An 18,058-nucleotide genomic window follows, 5' to 3' on the forward strand; every position below is an offset into this window, starting at 1 on the left:
TGTGAAGAAGCCGTTCCCCACCCTCACCGGAACCCGGTGGTGGCGCCTCGCGCTCGCGCCGGCCGTGGCCGCCCTGGTGCTGCTGAGCGGGTGCACCGCCTCCCCCACGGCACCGGACACAACCGACGCGACAACCCCCGCCGCGACGGAGGGCGAGGCCGCGGGTGCCGGCGAGGCTGCTGCCGAGGAGACCGCCGAGCCGGCGCCGGCCGGCGTCGCGGCGAGCGAGGCCACGCTCGTGCGCTCCGGCGACGACGCGACGCTCATCGCGACCTTCACCAACGAGGGGGTCCAAGCGGTGACCCTGCGGGCCGTCGCCTGCCCGTGCGCGGGCATGGTGCAGCTCGGGACGCCCGCCGGTGACGAGCTGACGCCGCTCTCGACGGGCCTCGAAGTGCCGGCCGGCGGCAGCGCCGAGATCGGCAACGACCAGGTCGTGGTACGCCTGACCGGGGTCACCGAAGCGGTCACCGCCGGCCAGGAGGTGGCCCTGCAGGCCTACTTCGGCACCGAGGGCGTCGTGGAGTTCACCGCGGGCGTCGAGGTCGAGTAGCCGGCATTCGAACTTCTGTTCGACAAAGCCGCCCTGTCGTGCCACGCTGGGGCCATGAGCTCCCGGACCGATGCCGCGTTCGGGGCGCTGGCCGACCGCGTGGACGCGACCACCCCCTCCGCCCAGCCCCGGACGCCGTGGTGCTTCGTGGACGGCGTCCTGCCCGGGGTCATCGCGCAATGGACCAACCTGGGCGGCGAGTGGGAGGCCCTGGTGGCCTACGTCAAGGACGGCGAACTCCGTACCGCCACCCTCCCGGCCCGCCGACTGACGCCGCGCTGACTGAACCGCGCTGACCGACTCCGCACCGACTCCCCCGCCACCTCCCGGGCCAGTGGCTGGCCCTGATCGGTGCCGTACCGGTCGCTGTCATCGCATGGGCGTGGAGTGACGTGCACGGCCTGGTGGGCCCGAACGCCACAGCCCTCCGGCGGGCGGCAGTTGAAGTCTCAGCCTGCGCGTTCGTGGGCCGCCTGCGCTGCTTGCGTGACCTGCTCAATCGGCAGCGGTTCAGGCAACTTCTGTTGCGGCGACATCAACTGCAACGACGTGTACCAACCCGCCTCACATATCTGCACGTTCACGGCCAGCGGGTTCTCGTTCGAGGGGACAACCCGGCGCGTCACCTGGCTTCCGGCCGGCTCACCCCCCATCTCCGCAAGGGTCGAGAAGATGGAGCATGCATCAGTGCTGGACAGCGTCTCACCCGACGCGATGAGTTCCCTCACGCGCTCCAGCCGAAGCTCGTCGCTGGTGAGGAGCAAGCCATCATCATCAGAAGACCGGCAGCAGTGACGACCGCCAAGAGCTTGTGACGCATAGTTCCTCCTCGGTTCGGGAGCCTACCGAAGACGTCGCTTCCGGTCGAGCCTTCGGCAAGCATGCGGCATGAGCGGTCATTCCATCTCCTGCTCTGACCTATTGGTACACCTGTTCTAATAGTGTAGTATAGGGGCATGACGTGGGAGGCGCAGACGGAGGGCGGTCCGGACCCGGTGGATGCGGGTCTGGATCGCCTGGCTGCCGCCGCGGCCGCGCAGCGTGCCGCCGAGGTCGACCAGCTTCGGGCCCTGCTCTGGTTGGCCGACCACTGGGAGATCGACGAGCCGGCGGCCCTGGGTGCCCGCGCCCGGGTGGAGGGCATCGAGCGCGCCCTGCCAGCCGGTGCCGACGGAACCGCCGTGGTCGGTGAGTTCCTCGCCCTCGAGGTCGGCCCACTGCTCGGAATTCGGCCGGCGGACGCTGCCGCCCGGATCGCGGACGCGGTCAACCTCCGAGATCGCCACCCCGCCCTGTGGGAGGCCGTCCAGTCCGGCGCGATGCGGGTGCACCAGGCGCGTCGGATCACCACCGAGTGCGCCAACCTCGACCGCGCGGGAGCGCAGTGGGTGGATGAGCAGATGGCCGGCGCGGCCGCTGCGGGGTTGCCGTGGCCCCGAGCCACCCGGTTGCTGAAGGGGCTGGTGGTCAAGGCCGATCCCGCGCAGGCAGCCCGCCGCGCCCAGCAGGAACGCCGCCACACGCACGTGTGGGTGGGCAAGCTGTCCGATGGTCACGTCAGCTTCGGTGGCCGCCTCCGCGCAGCCGACGGCCTGGCCCTCGACGAGGCTCTCGACATCATCGGCCGCGACATGCTCGAATCCACCACCCCGAGCGCCACGATGCCCACCACCGTGGAGCAGGCGCGTGCGGCCGCGGTCGGGGTCCTCGCGCGGATGTTCTTCGGCGAACCCGGAACCACACCCGACGCGCAACCGGCGTCGGCCCCGCAACGGAGGGCGACGCTGGTGGTGCACGTGGCCGCCGAGGCCCTCTCCGAGCCCGACGGCGTCGCCCGTATCGAGGGCTGGGGTCCGTCCCTGGTCACCCACCTGCCCGAGCTGTTCTCGGGAAGTCACCTGACCATCCGGCCCGTGCTCGACCCGGCTGCCCTCGCGCCGGTCGACTCCTACGAGATCCCCGAGCGACTCCGCTTCGCCGCCCGACTGCGCAGCCCGTACGACACGTTCCCCCACGCGAGTGCCCCCGCCCGGGCCTGCGACCTGGACCACACGGTTCCCCACCGTGCGGGCGGGCCGCCCGGTCAGACCAGGCTGGCCAACCTCGCCCCGCTCGGCCGCACCCCCCATCGCGGCAAGACCCATGGCGGCTGGCACGTGGACGCCCTCGTCCCCGGCACGTATCTGTGGACCAGCCCCCACCACCGCCAGTACCTCGTCACGCGGTCCGGCACCCACCGGCTCCCGAACGCGGCCCCCGTCGCACCGCCGGCGCGGTCGCGCGCTCGCCTCGACCTCCGTTATCCGCCGCAGGCCGTGCGCCTGCACCTGCCAGGGCTCGGCCATGCCCCGCCCCCGCGCTGACCAGCAGGGCCCCAGCGCCCAGGAGCGGCTCGAGGCCGCGTTCTGGGGCCTGCTGGCGGAGCGCCCGTGCGCGGATCTCACGGTCGCCGCGTTGTCGGCGCACGCCCGCGTCAATCACAACACCTTCTACTACTACTTCGCCAACATCGACGACATGGCCGAGCAGCTGTTCGAGCGCAACCTGCTCCCCGACCTCCCGCGGCGCGTGCTGGGGACGTTCAGCACACGCTCACCGGGGCAGGAGGACACGACGGACTGGCCGGTCGAGGTGTCCGCGGACGTGCGTGCCCACTTCGCGCGCGCCGTCCTGTTCGCACGCAGCGGTTCGGTCACCCTGACCGACATCCTGAAGCGGTCGCTCACGTCCCTGTGGCTCGAGGCCGCCGGCGTCGATGCGGCGCGGCTCTCCCCGGGGCAGCGCGACCAGCTGGAGTTCGTGTTCGGCGGTCTCGTCGCGGTGCTGGCGGTTCCCGGCGACGAGGTGACCCCGGACCGGCTGGCGGAGCTCATGGGCAGCCCCCTGGGGCACGGCCTGCTCACCTCCCTGAGGGCCATCGCCCAGGGCGCGTAACTGGAACAACTCGGCGGCGTCATCGGTTTTTCGCGTGCCTGGCAAGGCCTAGGTTCGAGAGCACCTCGACTTGTGAAGGAGTCCCACCATGAGCGCCCTGCCGTTCACCATGCCCCAGCCCCTGCCCTTCGACCAGCTCCTCTCCCTGGAAGGCCGCACGGCCATCGTCACGGGCGGCAGCCGCGGGATCGGTGAGGCGATGGTCCGGCGTCTCGCCGAGGCCGGCGCCACCGTGGTCTTCACGGCCCGTCACGCGGACGCGCTGCGTGCCGTGGAGGAGACGACCGCGGACCTGCCCGGCACCTGCGTCGGCGTGGTCGCCGACATCGGCAACCTTGACGACTCCCGCCAGCTGGTGGCCACCACTCGGGAGCGCTTCGGCGGGGTCGACATCCTGATCAACAACGCCGCGACGTTCCCTCCCGGCACCGCCCTGGAGGCCGATGAGGAACTGTGGGACCGGCTGCTCGACACCGACACCAAGGGCGCCTTCTTCCTGGCCCAGTACGTTGCGGCGGACATGGTGGAGCGCGGCCGGGGTGGCCGCATCATCAACCTGCTCTCCACGGCGTTCGTCAACGCGACGCCCATGTTCGCCGTGTACAGCATCGCGAAGGCCGGCCTGTGGGCTGCCACCCGCGTGCTCGCGCAAGAGCTCGCACCCCACCGCATCACGGTCAACGCGCTGACGCCGGGGGCCACCATGACCCAGGAGCGGCTCGAGGCGTTCGCGTCCGGTGACCTGTCGAAGGTGCTGGGCAACGACCTCCCCGTCCACCTGCCGGAAGAAGCCGCCCAGGCGATCGAGAGTGGGCAGTTCGGCGCGCTGATCAAGCAGATGGTTCCGATGGGTCGGCCCGGTTTCCCTGACGACCTCGCGCGCGCCGCCCTGTTCCTGGCCTGCGACCTGGCCGAGTACATCACCGGCCAGAACATCGTGGTCGACGGCGGGCAGAGTGCCAGCGTCAAGACAGGCCCGTCCGCCGCCATGCCCGCCACCCAGCCCGCACCCACCGCCGAGTCTGCACCCCCCACGGCGACACGCTCACCGGAACGGTGAGCGGACCCATGGGCGAGGTGCCCTTCACGGCCACGCGCCTCAGCTGACGAGCACCCCGGGCAAAACAAAGCCGGTGTCCACTGGACACCGGCTTGGCTCCCCCGACTGGACTCGAACCAGTAACCCTCTGATTAACAGTCAGATGCTCTGCCAATTGAGCTACAGGGGATCGCTCTGGCGCGTCGCAACACTAGCAAACCTCGTCTCAGAACGCATATTCGGCCCGCAACCGAGCCAGCTCCTGCTCGGCGAAGGCGAGGGTCTCGGCGTCCATGCGGACGCCGCGCGCCGGGTGGGCGGTCCACAGGATGCGGGCGTCCCCGTCGGCGAGGTTGCGCCGTGCCGTGATCGTGATGGCCTTGCCGGGGCGCGGGTGCACCACCTGGGAGAACAGGAACGTGGCCTCCACCCGCTCGCGGAACACCTCGGGCAGGCTGCCCGGCTCACCGAGCACGACCGCCTGCTGCTCACTGGTCGAGAGCCGCGTCCACCGCAACGCCTTGCCCTCATCGTCCCAACCCCCGTGCAGCACGTCGTGCCACGGCACGTCGTCCCAGCCGCCGTTCGTCCCGGGCACGCACAACCGGTCGGGCAGCGCCACCACCGCGCCCGTCTCCGCGCGGCCCCACGCGAGCACGCGTGGGCGGCCACCGACATGGTCGGCCAAGCGTTGGCGGGTGGCGGCGTCCAGGCGCTCGGGAAACAGCTTCACCGCACCATTGTGCCGTGCTCCACGCCACTCCCCCGCCAGCCGCCTCACGCCGCCCGGCGCAGCACGGCCAGCGCCGCCCGCTCGCGCCGCCGGACGGTGGCCTCGCTCACCCCCAGCAGCTGCGCCACCTCGGCGCACGACCCGGCCGCTTTCCGCCCGATCCCGTAGCGGTGCGCGATCAGCACGCGCTGGTCACGGTCCAGCGCCTGCAGCAACTCCTCGACCAGCGGCCCGCGCTCCTCGGCCGGCTCGCCGAGCGCGATCTCGTCCTCGTCCGTGAGCGGCCGGGTGGTCCGCCACCCCAGCAGCGCCCCGACGCGGGCCGCGTCCAGGCCGCTCTGCCGCGCGATGTCCTCCACTCCCGGCGTCCGCCCGGACGCCTCCAGCGCCGCCCTGCTCGTCTGCACCTGCCACCACGCCCGCGCTCGCTTGGCGGGCAGCCCGAGCGCCCCCAGCCGCGTGGCGGCCGCCTCCCCCACCCGCAACCGCATGCGCACCAGCGCGAAGGTCGCGAAGCAGCCCCGCGCCGGGTCGAAGCGCTCGATCGCCTCCAGCATGCCGAGGCACGCCTCCTGACGCAGTTCGTCGCGATCGAGCCCCGTCCGGTTCGCGACGGGATTCACCACCAGCCACACCAGGCCGCCGTGGGCGGCCACGAGCTCCGCACGGGCCGCGCACCCGTCGGCCACGAGCGCCCGGAGATCGGCCTCGGGCACAGGGTCGGCGGGGGTCATGCGCCCGGCGAGCACCGCACCGGCCACCACCCCTGCTTCGATGCGGCGGGCGAGCCGGGCCTCGTTCGGCCGGCGATCATCACGTCGAGTCTGCTGCGTCATGGGTTCAGCGTCGCCCCCGAACCTGCCCCGGGACAGTCGCCCTTACGCAGATGTGGACGCCCCTGGCCGCCAACACCGATCGGGGAGCACCGCTCACAAATCGGTGCCCCGGGGGGCCTCAGACCTCGCCCACCGCCGCGGCCTGCAGCGAGCGCCGCGTGGCCTCCAACTCGAGCAGGGCGGCGAACCCGCGGTTGTACTCGGCCTGCTGCTCCACCGGATTCGTGCGTTGCAGGCGGGACTTCAGCGTGTTGATCCGCCGCGTCACCGTCGCGAGCCGCAACCGCGAGGCGTACTCACGGGCGTACGCGGCCGTCGGCTCGCCGTACAGCGGCTCCACCGACAGGGCCACGACCAGCTGCTCACCCACCGCGTCGTCAATGCCCGCCACCACCGCCTGGGCGAACCCGGCGGCACGGCGGTCGCCGGCGGCCAGCACCCCGAACACCCGCGCGTAACTCGGGTGGGCGAAGTCGTCGGGCACCACGCCGAACCACGCGTCGTCGAACAACGCCGGTTGTTGGACGGCAAGCTTCAAGAATCCCCGCTCCGTCTCGAGCCGGCGGTCCCGCGGATCGGGCAGCTCCATCAGCGCCTGTTGCGTCGTCTCGGCCGGGGCGTCCGCGCCCCCCGGTGCCCCCGTCGCCCCCGGTGTCTCGGCCGCCCCGCGCACCCGCGCGGGCTCGTCCGGCACCTTCCGGGCGTTCGCGCGGGTCACCTCGGCGCGCACCTCGTCGGGGTTGAGCCCGACCCAGCCGGCCAGCTCCCGCAGGTAGCCGGACACCAGCGCGGCGTCCCGCACGCTCGCCACCAGCGGAGCAGCGGCGCGGACGGCGGCGAGCCGGCCGTCGGCCCGGTCGAGGTCGAACCGTTCGACGGTGTTGCGCATGACATAGCGATACAGCGGCACCCGTCGCGCCACGAGCTCGCGCACCGCCGGGTCGCCGGACTGGATGCGCAGGTCGCACGGATCCAGGCCGCTCGGCTCGATGGCGACGTAGGTCTGCGCGGTGAACGAGGCGTCCGAGCTGAACACCTTGAGGGCCGCCGCCTGGCCGGCCGCGTCGCCGTCGAAGGTGAACACCACCTCCCCGGAGTGGGCATCGGCGGTCATCAGCCGGTCGATCATCCGGGAGTGGTCCGCGCCGAACGCCGTGCCGCACGACGCCACCGCGGTGTCCACGCCGGCGATGTGGCAGGCCATCACGTCGGTGTAACCCTCGACCACGACCGCCTGGTTCTTCTTGCCGATGTGCGTGCGGGCCAGGTCGAGCCCGTAGAGCACGTGGCTCTTCTTGTAGACGAGCGTCTCGGGGGTGTTGAGGTACTTGGCCGGCATGCGGTCGTCGTCGAACAGCCGCCGCGCGCCGAAGCCCAGCGTCGAGCGCCCCGAGTCCCGGATCGGCCAGACCAGGCGTCCCTGGAAGAAGTCCCACCCGTTCTCGCGCACCAGCCCGGCCTTCACCAGGTCGTCGCGGGAGAACTTCTTGCCGAGCAGGTGTTCGCGCAATGCCGTCCCCGAGCGCGGCGCGAAACCGATGCCGAAATGGTCCGCGTGCTCGCGGGTGAACCCCCGGCCGTGCAGGAAGCGGCGCCCCTCGACGGCATCCGGGCTGGTCAGCTGGGCGGCGAAGAACTCGGCGGCGGCCGCATTGGCCTCCAGGACGCGCATGCGCAGGCCCGGCTCGTGCTTCGGGCCGCCGTCGCCCTCGGTGTAGCGAATCTGGACGCCGCAGCGGTCGGCCAAATACTCCACGGCGTCGGTGAACCCCATGTTGTTGATCTTCTGGACGAAGCCGATGACGTCCCCGCCCTCGCCACAGCCGAAGCAGTAGTAGAAGCCTTTGGCGGGCGTCACCCGGAAGCTCGGCGTCTTCTCGTTATGGAAGGGGCACAGGCCCGTCAGCGAGCCCCCACCGGCCGGCCGCAGCGCGACGAACGCCGAGACCACCTCGTCGATCCGGGACCGTTCCCGGACCGTCTCGAGGTCCTCGGGATGGATCCGGCCAGCCATGAGCCGCAGTGTAGCCGCGCCGGCGGGCTACCCTGCAGGGCGTGACCGTCGATCTGGGCCCCGGCCTCGTCCTCGCCCTCGCGCTGCTGCTGGCCCTCGCGGTCGCCGCCTCCCTCGTCGGACGCCTCGGCATCGCGCGCGAGCAGGTCGTCGCGGCCGTCCGTGCCGTCGCGCAGCTGGCGGCAGTCTCGCTCGTGGTCGCGGCGGCCGTCCAGACCCTCGTGGGCGGCATTGCCTTCGCGGCGCTGATGTTCACCATCGCGGTGTGGACGACCACCGGACGCGTCGGCGTCCGCGACTGCTGGCCGTTCACCGCGCTGGCCCTGCTCGCCGGCGTCCTGCCCGTGCTCGGGCTCGTGCTCGTCTCGGGGGCCACCCCCGTCAACGGCACGACCGTCGTCGCCCTCGGCGGCATCGTCATCGGCAACATGATGACCGCCCACACCCTCACCGGACGCCGCCTCTTCGCCGAGCTCCGCGACCAGCGCGGCATCTACGAGGCCGGCCTGGCGCTCGGCCTGCAACGGCACGAGGCGATCGGCGAGGTCATCGATCCGGTCACTGCGGAGGGGCTGGTGCCGAATCTGGACCAGACCAAGACCGTCGGCCTGGTGACCCTCCCGGGCGCCTTCATCGGCGTGCTGCTCGGCGGCGGATCGCCCCTGCAGGCAGGTGCCGCCCAGGTGCTGGTGCTCGTCGCGATCATGGCCGGGCAGGCCTGCACCGTCACCACACTGACGTGGCTCATCGCCCGCGGCCGCGTCGTGCCGGCAGACCTGCGCTCCACCCTCCACGCCTGAGGTCCCCTCGCCGGACGGGGGTTACAGTGACCCCATGGCGCGCCAGCGGTGGACGGTCGTCGCCGCGGCCCTGGCCACGGTGACCCTCAGCGGCTGCGCCTTGACCGGCACCGTCCACGTCGACGCGGAGCGGCTGGATGTGGACGTCACCTTCGCGCAGTTCCCCGGCCCCTCCTGCGTCGGCGGTCCTGAGGCGCTGGTGTTCGAGCGGGTCGGGTCCGAGCCCGGCACCGGCACGAGCACCTGCCGCCTCCACGGCACGATTGACCGGGCAGGCGCCGCCGAGGACGAGGCCCAATTCCTCAGCATCCTGGCGCCGGTCACCGAGCGCGCCCTGCTGTTCCTCATTCCCTCCACCTACATCGGCCTGCCGGGCAACGACAACCTGACCGCGATCGACCTCACCGTCACGTTCGCCGGGGACGTCGAGACGGTGAGCGCGGGGGGTACGGCGTCCGGCCCGGTGGCCCACATCACGGACGCCGCCGCCGTCCGCGCCCAGGGGGTCACGGTGGTCGCCGCCCGTCAGCCGCGCCTGCCGATCACGCTGATGGCGGGCGGGATCGGGCTGGCCGCCGGCCTGCTGATCGCGTGGGCGTCCCTGGTCGTCCATCGTCGGCGCGTCGCGCGTCCCGACCCCCCGGATGCCGACGGGGGCCCGCTCGCGCCGCTGCCCGGTCCGGTCCAGGACCGGCCGGTGGACGCACCGCCGCCCGAGGACCCCGACGTGTGGCGGCCCGGGCCGTGAGACGACCGGGGTTGGTCGCCGTCGCGGCCGGGGTCGCGGCCCTGACGCTTGGTGGCTGCGACGTCAGTGGCCGAATCGACGTGGAACCGGCCGGCGCGCGGGTGGACCTGACGATCTCCGGCGAGACCCTCGGCTGGTGCACCGACCAGGCCCTCGGTGAGCCCGAGCTGTCCGCCGAACTCAGCCCTGACCTCACGTCGTGCCACCTCACCGGCCTCGTCCCCGCCACCCAAGGCACGCTGAACCGAACCTACGGCTGGCTGTCGGTGGCCGACGACCTCGCCGTGCTCGCCGCGCCCACGCGGCGCGGCCCGGCCGTCAGCGAGTTGGAGGAGGTGACGAGCCTGGACGTCGCCGTCCACTTCCCCGGCACCGTGGTCGCCGCCGGCCCGGACATCATCGCCCGGGGCCGCTCCGCCCGGATCACCGACGTGGCCGTGGTGCGCGACCAGGGCGCCGTCGTGGTGGGCCGCATGACCCCGCCGGATCCGGCGCCGTGGCTGTGGGGCATCGGTGGGCTGCTCCTGGGCCTGTCGCTCGGCTGGGGCGTCCTTCCCCTGCTCAGGTCACGCGTCTGATGCCCCGGGGCAGGCGGGTGGCATCCCACCCCAGCAGCGCCACGGCGGTGTCGAAGGCGAACTGGTCGGTCATGCCGCCCACGTACGTGACGGCCGTGCGCACGGGGTCGGCCTCCGCGGCCGGGCGGTGGTCGGCCGGCAGGGCGTCCGGCCGCTCGGCGTAGAACTCGACCAGCGCCCGCAGCACACCGATGACCGCGTCGGATTGGGCCACCGACTCGGCGCGGGTGTAGATGCGCTCGTAGTTGAAGCGCCGCAGGGACGCGAGCGCCCCCGCCACGTCGGCGTCCATCCCCACCTCCCCGGTGTGCGCGACCGTGGTGATGACCGAGCGGATGAACGTGGCCAGGTGCTCACGCCGGGTCCGGCCCGCGAGGGCGACGACGTCGGCCGGCAGCTCGGCGAGCGAGACGATGCCCGCGGCCACCGCGTCCTCCAGGTCGTGGGCGCAGTAGGCGATGCGATCGGCCCAACTCACGATCTCGCCCTCGACGGTGGCCGGCGCCGGCCGCGACCACGAGTGGTTCCGGATGCCGTCGAGCGTCTCGGCGCACAGGTTGAGCCCAGTCAGCACCACGTCGGCGCCCCACGGGCCATGGTCGTACCCCTCGCCGAGGAAGGCGTCGAAGGCCTCCTCGGACGCGTGCCCACCCGGCCCGTGCCCGCAGTCGTGGCCGAGCGCGATGGCGTCCGCGAGCGCGACGTTGACGCCGACGCCGCGCGCGATCGACGTCGCGACCTGGGCCACCTCGAGCGCATGGGTCAGCCGGGTGCGCTCGTGGTCGTTGGGGTGGACCACCACCTGCGTCTTGCCGGCCAGCCGCCGGAACGCGGTCGAGTGGACGATGCGGTCCCGGTCGCGTTCGAAGCAGGTCCGCTCCACGTCCGGCTCCTCGGGCACCACCCGATTCCCAGCGCCGTCGCTGAACGTCGCCCCCGGTCGCAGCAGCAGCCGTTCGCGCTCCTCACGCGCCTCCCGACCGATCGGCGCCGCGAGGTCGACCGTCGCCGACGAGTCGCCGTGCGCCCGCACCACCCCGTGGCCCTCGTGGCCGCGCATCGTCGCCGCCCAGGCGCGCGTGCGCGGGTTCAACGCGTCCGACATGCCCCCATCCTCCCGGACGCCTCCGCCGTCCACCAAGCGGGCCGCCCTATGATGGGCGCGACGTCGGACCCACTGACCTGAGGAGCTCCCATGAGCAGCACCCCGCCGGCACCCGAGCCCCGCGACGGCGAGGCCCCGCAGTATCCCCAGCAGGAGTACGGGCAGCAGGGGTACGGCCAGCAGGGCTACCCCCAACAGGGCTACGACCAGCAGGGGTACCCCCAACAGGGCTACGACCCGCAGGGGTACCCCCAGCAGGGCCATGGCCAGCCGGGGTACCCCCAGCAGGGCTACGGCCAGCAGGGCTACCCACAGCACGGCTACCCGCAGCAGTACGCCCAGCAGGGCTACGGCTACCCGCAGCAGGGCTACGCCCAGGGGGGCTGGCCCGAGGAGCCCGCACCGAGCACGTCGAGCCCGATGCTGGGCCGCATCGCGCTGGGGATCGTGGCGGCCATGACGGTGCTGATCGCCGTGGTCGGGTGGCAGTTCGGCGCCGCCTTCGGCAACCTGATCCTCGACATCGGCGTGGATGCGGCATCCACCATGTCCCCCAACGACCCCGCCGTCGAGCAGTTCGCGGTCGACATGAGCGGCTGGACGCTGGCCGGCATGGTCGCGTCCTTCGGCGGGCTCGCCGGCTGGATCATGGCCATCGTCGCGTTCGTGCGCCGCTCGGCCCGCCCGCTGGCGCTGTTCGGCATCATCCTGGGCGTGCTCGCGCCGATCGTGGCGTTCATCCTCATGGTGCTCGGCATGATGCCGGCCATGTCGGCGGTCAGCTGACGCTAGCCGCCCGAGACGTCGGACTCGGCGGCGGAGAGGTCCTCGTCGCCGAGCGTCCGGGAGTCGAGCCAGCCCTGGGGCAGCGTCACCTTGTCGCGCGGCGTCCCCTGCCGCCCCCGCGGCGCCCCCAGCTCGGAGGTCGGGAACGGCGCGTCCGCGTCCAGCTGGGCCAGCAACGCGTCCAGCTCGGCGAATGAGGAGATCGACGCCAGCCCCCGCCGGAGGTCACCGCCCACCGGGAAACCCTTGAAGTACCAGGCCATGTGCTTGCGCAGGTCGGTGCAGCCGTGGCGCTCGCCGTGGATCTCCGCGAGCAGCTCGGCGTGCCGACGCACCATGGCGGCCACCTCGCCCAGCGTCGGGAGGTGCCGGGTGTCCCGGCCGGCGAACGCGTCGGCCAGGTCACGGAACAACCACGGGCGGCCCAGACAGCCGCGTCCGATCACGACGCCGGCACAGCCGGTCTGCTCGACCATGCGGAGCGCGTCGGACGCCTCCCAGACGTCGCCGTTGCCCAGCACCGGGATGTCGAGCGCGTCGGCCAGGGTGCCGATGGCGTCCCAGTCGGCCTGCCCGGCGTAGGCCTGCTGCACCGTGCGCCCGTGGAGCGCGACCGCCGCGATGCCGGCATCCTGCGCGATGCGGCCGGCGTCGAGGTACGTGAGGTGGTCGGCGTCGATGCCCAGCCGCGTCTTCATGGTGACCGGGACGCCGTGGGCGTCCGCGGCCGCGACGGTCTGCTGCAGCAGGGCGGCCAGCCGGTCCCGCTTCCAGGGCAGGACGCCGCCGCCCCCGCGCCGCGTGACCTTGGGCACCGGGCAGCCGAGATTGATGTCGATGTGGTGGACGCCGAAATCCGTGGCGAGGATCGCGGCGGCCCGCGCCATCGTCGCCGGGTCGACGCCGTAGAGCTGCACCGACCGGGTCGTCTCCCCCGGCGCGAACCGGAGCATCGCGTGGGTTCGCGGGTTGCGTTCGACGATGCCGCGGCTGGTGATCATCTCGCACACGTACAGCCCGGCGCCCTGCTCGAGGCAGAGCTGGCGGTAGGCCGGATTCGTGATGCCGGCCATCGGAGCCAGGACGACGGGGGTCGCGACCTCCACCGTCCCCCCGGACGGGGCGGTCAGACGCAGCGGCAGATGAACGGGCACGAGGGACAATCCTACCCGCGGCCCGGTAGGGTCGAAGAATGAGTGCAGACCTGAGCAAGATTCCCAGTCAGACCCAGGATTGGCCTGGCACCGTCGCCGACCTGAAGCCCTCCCCCGACCACGGTGAGACCTCGTGGGTCGGTCGCGACCGGTTGAAGGGCAAGCGCGCCCTCATCACCGGTGGGGACTCCGGCATCGGCCGGGCCATCGCGATCGCCTTCGCGAAGGAGGGTGCCGATGTCGTCATCGCCCACCTCCCCCAGGAGCAGGCCGACGCCGACGAGACCGTGCGGCTCGCATCGCAGGCCGGCGGCAAGGTCACGGCCATCGCCGGCGATCTGCGCACCGCCGAGGAGAACCGTCGCCTGGCCGCGGAGGCCGTGGAGTTCCTCGGGGGCCTCGACGTGCTGATCCCCAACGCCGCGTACCAGATGACCCACCCCGCGCTCGAGGAGTTCCCCGAGGACCAGATCGTCCGCACCTACGAGACCAACGTGTTCAGCCCGTTCTGGCTGGTGCGCGCCCTCTCGGACGAGCTCGCCGACGGCGGAGCGGTGATCATCACGACCTCGGTGCAGGCCTACTCCCCCTCGGAGCACCTGCTCGACTACGCGTCCACCAAGGCGGCGTTGAACAACCTGACGGTGAACCTGGCCGCCGAGCTGGGCGGTGACGGCATCCGCGTGAACGCCGTGGCGCCGGGCCCGATCTGGACGCCGCTGATTCCCGCCACCATGGCCAAGGAGAAGGTGAAGGGCTTCGGCTCCGACACCCCGCTCGGCCGCGCCGGCCAGCCCATCGAGGTGGCCGCCGCGTTCGTGTTCCTGGCCTCCGACGAGGCGAGCTACGTCTCCGGCGCCGTCCTCGGCGTGACGGGCGGCAAGCCTACGTTCTGACGGCGTCCACCAGGACGGTGTGGTCTGGCGCCATCGCCGGGAATCGGACGCCCACGCTCGCCAGCGCGCGCCCCGACAGCCGGACGCCGCCGAACCACGCCGGCGCGCCCCACACCGGTGGCTCGGCCCCGACGCGCACGACGCTCACGTCGTAGTCCGCGTCCGGGTCGAGCCCCGGCAGCACCACGTCCCCGAGGTTGGTGACGGCGTCGATCCGCCCCGGGGTCACCGCGAACACCCCGCGCTTCGGCGTCACCACGCCGTGGATCCACACGTCGGCGTCCGGGGTGTCGACGCGCACCAGGTCGCCGCCGAGCAGGTGCTCGCGGTTCGCCTTCCACCAGCTGATCCAGGCTCCGAGCTCGGCGATCTCGTCGTCGGACGCCTGCGCGAGGTCCCACTCGACGCCGAGGTGGCCGAACACCGCCGTCGCCGCCCGGAACGACAGGTCGTGGACCCGTCCCGTGGTGTGCGAGCGGCCCGAGGCGATGTGGGAGCCCAGCAGCTCGGGCGGGAGCAGCTGGCCGGTCCAGCGGAGCATCGTCTGGCGCTCCAGCGGGTCGATGCAGTCGGACACCCAGACGCGGTCGCAGCGTTGCAGCACCTCGAGATCGACGCGGGCGCCACCCGAGGAGCACGCCTCGATCTCCAGGCCGGGGTGCGCCGCCTTCAGCTCGTCCATCAGCCGGTAGGCGGCCAGCGTCTGGGCGCGGACGCCCGGAGCGCCGCCCGGCGCGGTGCCGGCCTCGACGAGGTCACGGTTGTGGTCCCACTTGAGATACGCGATGGCGTACTCCCCCAGCAGCGCCATCAGCTGATCGCGCACGTGGGCGTACGCGGCGGGAATGCCGAGGTTGAGCACCTGCTGGTGGCGCGCCTCGACCGGCAACCGGCCGTGGCCCGGCTGGAGCAACCACTCCGGATGGGCGCGAGCGACGTCGGAGTCGGGGTTGACCATCTCCGGCTCCACCCACAACCCGAACTGCAGGCCGAGGCCCGTCACGTGGTCGACCAGCGGGCCGAGGCCGTCCGGCCACACCTGTGCGCTGACCACCCAGTCGCCCAGCCCGGACGTGTCGTCGCGCCGCGAACCGAACCAGCCGTCGTCCAGCACGAAGCGTTCGATGCCCAGGGCGGCGGCGCGGTCGGCGAGGTCGCGGAGTCGGTCGAGATCGTGGTCGAAGTACACCGCCTCCCACACGTTGAGGGTGACGGGGCGGGCGCGATCGGGGTGCTGGGGCCGCGCCCGCAGCCAGCGGTGGAAGCGGCGGGCGACGGCGTCCAGCCCCACGCCGTGGCTGAAGTAGACCCACGGCCCCCGGTGGGACGCCCCGGGCCCCAGCCGACCCTCACCGGGCAGCAGCAGTGCGCCTCCGCCGATGAGCTGGTGGCCCGAGGCGTCGCGTTCGGCGTAGTGGACGTGGTTGCCGCTCCACGCGGTGTGGACGCCCCACACCTCGCCGCGGGCGAAACCGAACCCGGGCTCGCCGACGTGCAGGATGGTCGCGGCGTCCGCGCCGGTTCGGCCGTGTCGTCCCTCGCGGAGATGGACGCCGACGGTGAGCGCCCGCCGCTGCGGATGCCGCTCGGCGCCCCAGGAGCCGGCCAGGTCGAGGATCTCGCGGGCCCGCCGCGGCACCGGGAAGGTCACGAGGAGCTCGCCCACGTGGTAGTCGGTGGCCGCGTCGTTCGCCACCGAGGCCCGGGCGCGCGCCAGGCCCTGCGGGGTCAGCTCGACCTCGAGGGTCAAGATCAGCCCCGCCTCGGCGTCGGACGCGGTGACCGTGACGGCCGCCGCGCCGAGGTCGGCGCCGTCGCGGATCGGCGTGCCTTCGCTGGCGACGTCCGTGACCCTCCAGCGAGGCGACCAGTCGACGCCACCGTCGCGCCAGCCCGTCAGACCCGGACGCCCCACCCACCCGCTGGCCTGCTCGGGCACCAACGCCACGCGCACCGGGGCGTCCGGACCGTTCGGCAGCGGCGTGGGCGCCACGGCCGCCGCGAGCTGGGCCAGGGCGTCGGCGTCCTGGGCGCCGAGGTCGGCACCCCAGTGCAGGACCGTGGGCAGGTGGCCGTCGGAGGCGTCCAGCACGAGGCTGACGCCGGCGGCCCGCAGGGTGAAGCGCAGCGGTGAGGTCACGGCTCCACCCTACGGGCGGGCGGCTCAGCAGCCGATGAGGCGTCCCGCGAGGTAGCCGGCGACCTGCTCGAGCGAGACCCGCTCCTGGGCCATCGTGTCGCGCTCGCGGATCGTCACCGCGTTGTCCTCCAGGGTGTCGAAGTCGACCGTCACGCAGTACGGGGTGCCGATCTCGTCCTGGCGGCGGTAGCGGCGTCCGATCGCCTGGGCGTCGTCGAACTCGACGTTCCAGTGCTTGCGGAGCTCGGCGGCCAGGTCGCGCGCCTTGGGTGACAGCTTCTCGTTGCGCGAGAGCGGCAGGACGGCCACCTTGACCGGCGCGAGGCGCGGGTCGAGGCGCAGGACCGTACGGGTGTCGGTGCCGCCCTTGGCGTTGGGGGCCTCCTCCTCGGTGTAGGCCTCGACGAGGAAGGCCATGAGCGAGCGCGTCAGCCCGGCCGCCGGCTCGATGACGTAGGGCAGGTAGCGCTCGTTCTTGGCCTGGTCGAAGTAGGAGAGGTCCTGCCCCGAGTGCTCGCTGTGCGTGCCGAGGTCGAAGTCGGTGCGGTTCGCGATGCCCTCGAGTTCGCCCCAGCCGTCGCCGCCGGTGAACCCGAAGTCGTACTCGATGTCGACCGTGCGCTTGCTGTAGTGGCTGAGCTTCTCGGCGGGGTGCTCGTAGAGGCGGAGGTGCTCGGGGTCGATGCCGAGGTCGACGTACCAGTCGCGGCGGGCGTCGATCCAGTGTTGGTGCCACTCCTCATCCGTGCCCGGCTCGACGAAGAACTCCATCTCCATCTGCTCGAACTCGCGGGTGCGGAAGATGAAGTTGCCGGGCGTGATCTCGTTGCGGAAGCTCTTGCCGACCTGGCCGATGCCGAAGGGCACCTTCATGCGGCTGGTCTGCTGCACGTTGGCGAAGTTCACGAAGATGCCCTGCGCGGTCTCGGGGCGCAGGTAGTGCAGCCCCGACTCGTCCTCGATGACGCCGAGGTACGTCTTGAGCATCATGTTGAAGTCACGCGGCTCGGTGAACTGGCCGAGGGTGCCGCACTCGGGGCAGTTGATCTCGGCCAGCGACTCCGGCGCACGGCCCTTCTTGAACGCGAAGGCGTCCTCGAGCTGGTCGGAGCGGCAGCGCTTGTGGCAGCTCTGGCATTCGGTCAGCGGGTCGGAGAAGACCCCGACGTGGCCCGAGGCGACCCACACCTGGCGGGGCAGGATGATCGAGGAGTCGAGCCCGACCACGTCCGGCCGGTTCTGCACCACGGCCTTCCACCACTGCCGCTTGATGTTCTCCTTGAGCTCGACGCCATAGGGCCCGTAGTCCCACGCCGCGCGCGTCCCGCCGTAGATCTCACCGCACGGGTACACGAAGCCGCGGCGCTTCGTGAGGCTGATGACGTTGTCGAGCTTGCTGGCCACTGCTGTGCCTCCTGGTCGGCCGGGGATGCCCGGCTGGCACCCACCCCGGCGCGCAAGCCTACCGGTGCGCCGCGTCCGGGCCACCATCGTGGACGCCCCGCGATCGCGCTCGAAGCCGCCGACCCCGGGCGCCGCCACCCTGTCGGTGGTGCCACCTCCCTGCCGTTGGTGCCGCGTCCCTGCCGTTGGTGCCGCCACCCTGTCGGCGTCCCACTTCCCCAGCGTTGCAGCAGCAGGGTGGTGGGTTGCGGGCAGGGTGGTGATCGGAGGGGCAGGGTGGTGTTCGGAAGGGCAGGGTGGCGGCACCCATGGCAGGGTGGCGCCGCCAACGGCAGGGA

Annotated in this window: 18 protein-coding genes and 1 tRNA gene; 10 read left to right on the forward strand and 9 right to left on the reverse strand. The window is 72.4% G+C overall.

The features are described from left to right. Position 1: 1 nt before the first annotated feature. Positions 2 to 553, forward strand: coding sequence for a copper chaperone PCu(A)C domain-containing protein (locus IFY26_RS06475; protein WP_232548179.1), 552 nt, complete (start codon positions 2 to 4; stop codon positions 551 to 553). Positions 554 to 607: 54 nt separating this feature from the next. Next, positions 608 to 835 carry a hypothetical protein gene (locus IFY26_RS06480; RefSeq protein WP_232548180.1) on the forward strand — a complete coding sequence of 76 codons (228 nt, stop codon included), beginning with the start codon at positions 608 to 610 and terminating at the stop codon, positions 833 to 835. 167 nt (positions 836 to 1,002) lie between these two features. Here the strand turns inward: IFY26_RS06480 and IFY26_RS06485 are convergent, their stop codons facing one another. Then, entirely contained in the window at positions 1,003 to 1,317 is a 315-nt protein-coding gene (locus tag IFY26_RS06485) for a hypothetical protein (RefSeq protein ID WP_232548181.1), read from the reverse strand. Between the two features lie 192 nt (positions 1,318 to 1,509). On the opposite strand from IFY26_RS06485, the gene IFY26_RS06490 reads away from it, so the two are divergent. From IFY26_RS06490 to IFY26_RS06500, 3 genes are all read left to right on the forward strand, one after another. Further along, on the forward strand, positions 1,510 to 2,916 hold the full coding sequence (locus tag IFY26_RS06490; protein ID WP_232548182.1) for a DUF222 domain-containing protein: 1,407 nt from the start codon (positions 1,510 to 1,512) through the stop codon (positions 2,914 to 2,916). Next, positions 2,897 to 3,487, forward strand: a complete 591-nt coding sequence (locus tag IFY26_RS06495; protein ID WP_232548183.1) for a TetR/AcrR family transcriptional regulator — start codon at positions 2,897 to 2,899, stop codon at positions 3,485 to 3,487. Before IFY26_RS06490 ends, IFY26_RS06495 begins: the two co-directional genes overlap by 20 nt. An 88-nt stretch (positions 3,488 to 3,575) precedes the next feature. Further along, a complete protein-coding gene (locus IFY26_RS06500; RefSeq protein WP_232548184.1) occupies positions 3,576 to 4,547 on the forward strand; it encodes an SDR family NAD(P)-dependent oxidoreductase in 972 nt (323 codons plus the stop codon). 93 nt (positions 4,548 to 4,640) lie between these two features. Here IFY26_RS06500 and IFY26_RS06505 read toward each other — a convergent pair. The 4 genes from IFY26_RS06505 to dnaG form a co-directional block, all read right to left on the reverse strand. Next, positions 4,641 to 4,716, reverse strand: a tRNA-Asn gene (locus IFY26_RS06505). 36 nt (positions 4,717 to 4,752) lie between these two features. Continuing rightward, complete coding sequence (locus tag IFY26_RS06510; RefSeq protein ID WP_232548185.1) at positions 4,753 to 5,259, reverse strand: hypothetical protein; 507 nt, start codon at positions 5,257 to 5,259, stop codon at positions 4,753 to 4,755. 44 nt (positions 5,260 to 5,303) lie between these two features. Continuing rightward, positions 5,304 to 6,095: a sigma-70 family RNA polymerase sigma factor gene (locus tag IFY26_RS06515; RefSeq protein WP_232548186.1), complete on the reverse strand. Its 792-nt coding sequence runs from the start codon at positions 6,093 to 6,095 to the stop codon at positions 5,304 to 5,306. A gap of 118 nt (positions 6,096 to 6,213) precedes the next feature. Further along, on the reverse strand, positions 6,214 to 8,109 hold the full coding sequence (gene dnaG / locus IFY26_RS06520) for a DNA primase (RefSeq protein ID WP_232548187.1): 1,896 nt from the start codon (positions 8,107 to 8,109) through the stop codon (positions 6,214 to 6,216). A gap of 41 nt (positions 8,110 to 8,150) precedes the next feature. Here dnaG and IFY26_RS06525 point away from each other — a divergent pair, with 41 nt between their 5' ends. Genes IFY26_RS06525 through IFY26_RS06535 form a run of 3 tightly spaced genes read left to right on the forward strand, consistent with a single transcriptional unit; the run spans position 8,151 to position 10,235 of the window. Further along, a complete protein-coding gene (locus IFY26_RS06525) occupies positions 8,151 to 8,909 on the forward strand; it encodes an ABC transporter permease (RefSeq protein WP_232548188.1) in 759 nt (252 codons plus the stop codon). Positions 8,910 to 8,943: 34 nt separating this feature from the next. After that, positions 8,944 to 9,657, forward strand: a complete 714-nt coding sequence (locus IFY26_RS06530; protein ID WP_232548189.1) for a hypothetical protein — start codon at positions 8,944 to 8,946, stop codon at positions 9,655 to 9,657. Further along, a complete protein-coding gene (locus IFY26_RS06535) occupies positions 9,654 to 10,235 on the forward strand; it encodes a hypothetical protein (protein WP_232548190.1) in 582 nt (193 codons plus the stop codon). The genes IFY26_RS06530 and IFY26_RS06535 overlap by 4 nt, the downstream gene beginning before the upstream one ends. On the opposite strand, the gene IFY26_RS06540 is transcribed toward IFY26_RS06535, so the two are convergent. Further along, positions 10,219 to 11,295: an HD domain-containing protein gene (locus tag IFY26_RS06540; RefSeq protein WP_416046559.1), complete on the reverse strand. Its 1,077-nt coding sequence runs from the start codon at positions 11,293 to 11,295 to the stop codon at positions 10,219 to 10,221. The genes IFY26_RS06535 and IFY26_RS06540 overlap by 17 nt on opposite strands. Before the next feature lie 135 nt (positions 11,296 to 11,430). Here IFY26_RS06540 and IFY26_RS06545 point away from each other — a divergent pair, with 135 nt between their 5' ends. Further along, positions 11,431 to 12,126 (forward strand): transporter permease, encoded by a 696-nt coding sequence (locus tag IFY26_RS06545; protein WP_232548192.1) that lies wholly within the window; start codon positions 11,431 to 11,433, stop codon positions 12,124 to 12,126. A gap of 2 nt (positions 12,127 to 12,128) precedes the next feature. Here IFY26_RS06545 and dusB read toward each other — a convergent pair whose 3' ends face one another. Then, on the reverse strand, positions 12,129 to 13,232 hold the full coding sequence (gene dusB, locus IFY26_RS06550) for a tRNA dihydrouridine synthase DusB (RefSeq protein WP_332836161.1): 1,104 nt from the start codon (positions 13,230 to 13,232) through the stop codon (positions 12,129 to 12,131). Between the two features lie 86 nt (positions 13,233 to 13,318). On the opposite strand from dusB, the gene IFY26_RS06555 reads away from it, so the two are divergent. Then, positions 13,319 to 14,176, forward strand: a complete 858-nt coding sequence (locus tag IFY26_RS06555) for an SDR family oxidoreductase (protein ID WP_232548194.1) — start codon at positions 13,319 to 13,321, stop codon at positions 14,174 to 14,176. On the opposite strand, the gene IFY26_RS06560 is transcribed toward IFY26_RS06555, so the two are convergent. Beyond that, positions 14,166 to 16,316, reverse strand: coding sequence for an alpha-galactosidase (locus IFY26_RS06560; RefSeq protein ID WP_232548195.1), 2,151 nt, complete (start codon positions 16,314 to 16,316; stop codon positions 14,166 to 14,168). The two genes, IFY26_RS06555 and IFY26_RS06560, sit on opposite strands and share 11 nt — an antisense overlap. A gap of 24 nt (positions 16,317 to 16,340) precedes the next feature. Next, the gene (locus IFY26_RS06565) at positions 16,341 to 17,747 is read right to left on the reverse strand and encodes a glycine--tRNA ligase (RefSeq protein ID WP_232548292.1); all 1,407 of its coding nucleotides are present in this window, start codon (positions 17,745 to 17,747) and stop codon (positions 16,341 to 16,343) included. Positions 17,748 to 18,058 lie beyond the last annotated feature (311 nt).

The sequence above is a fragment of the Propioniciclava soli genome, from assembly GCF_014858005.1.
In the GTDB taxonomy this organism is placed as follows: Bacteria; Actinomycetota; Actinomycetes; order Propionibacteriales; family Propionibacteriaceae; genus Propioniciclava; species Propioniciclava soli.

Coding starts and splice junctions, on each gene's coding strand:
- IFY26_RS06480 (WP_232548180.1), top strand. CDS start 608: ATGAGCTCCCGGACCGATGCCGCGTTCGGGGCGCTGGCCGACCGCGTG.
- IFY26_RS06490 (WP_232548182.1), top strand. CDS start 1,510: ATGACGTGGGAGGCGCAGACGGAGGGCGGTCCGGACCCGGTGGATGCG.
- IFY26_RS06495 (WP_232548183.1), top strand. CDS start 2,897: ATGCCCCGCCCCCGCGCTGACCAGCAGGGCCCCAGCGCCCAGGAGCGG.
- IFY26_RS06500 (WP_232548184.1), top strand. CDS start 3,576: ATGAGCGCCCTGCCGTTCACCATGCCCCAGCCCCTGCCCTTCGACCAG.
- IFY26_RS06515 (WP_232548186.1), bottom strand. CDS start 6,095: ATGACGCAGCAGACTCGACGTGATGATCGCCGGCCGAACGAGGCCCGG.
- dnaG (WP_232548187.1), bottom strand. CDS start 8,109: ATGGCTGGCCGGATCCATCCCGAGGACCTCGAGACGGTCCGGGAACGG.
- IFY26_RS06530 (WP_232548189.1), top strand. CDS start 8,944: ATGGCGCGCCAGCGGTGGACGGTCGTCGCCGCGGCCCTGGCCACGGTG.
- IFY26_RS06540 (WP_416046559.1), bottom strand. CDS start 11,295: ATGCGCGGCCACGAGGGCCACGGGGTGGTGCGGGCGCACGGCGACTCG.
- IFY26_RS06545 (WP_232548192.1), top strand. CDS start 11,431: ATGAGCAGCACCCCGCCGGCACCCGAGCCCCGCGACGGCGAGGCCCCG.
- IFY26_RS06555 (WP_232548194.1), top strand. CDS start 13,319: ATGAGTGCAGACCTGAGCAAGATTCCCAGTCAGACCCAGGATTGGCCT.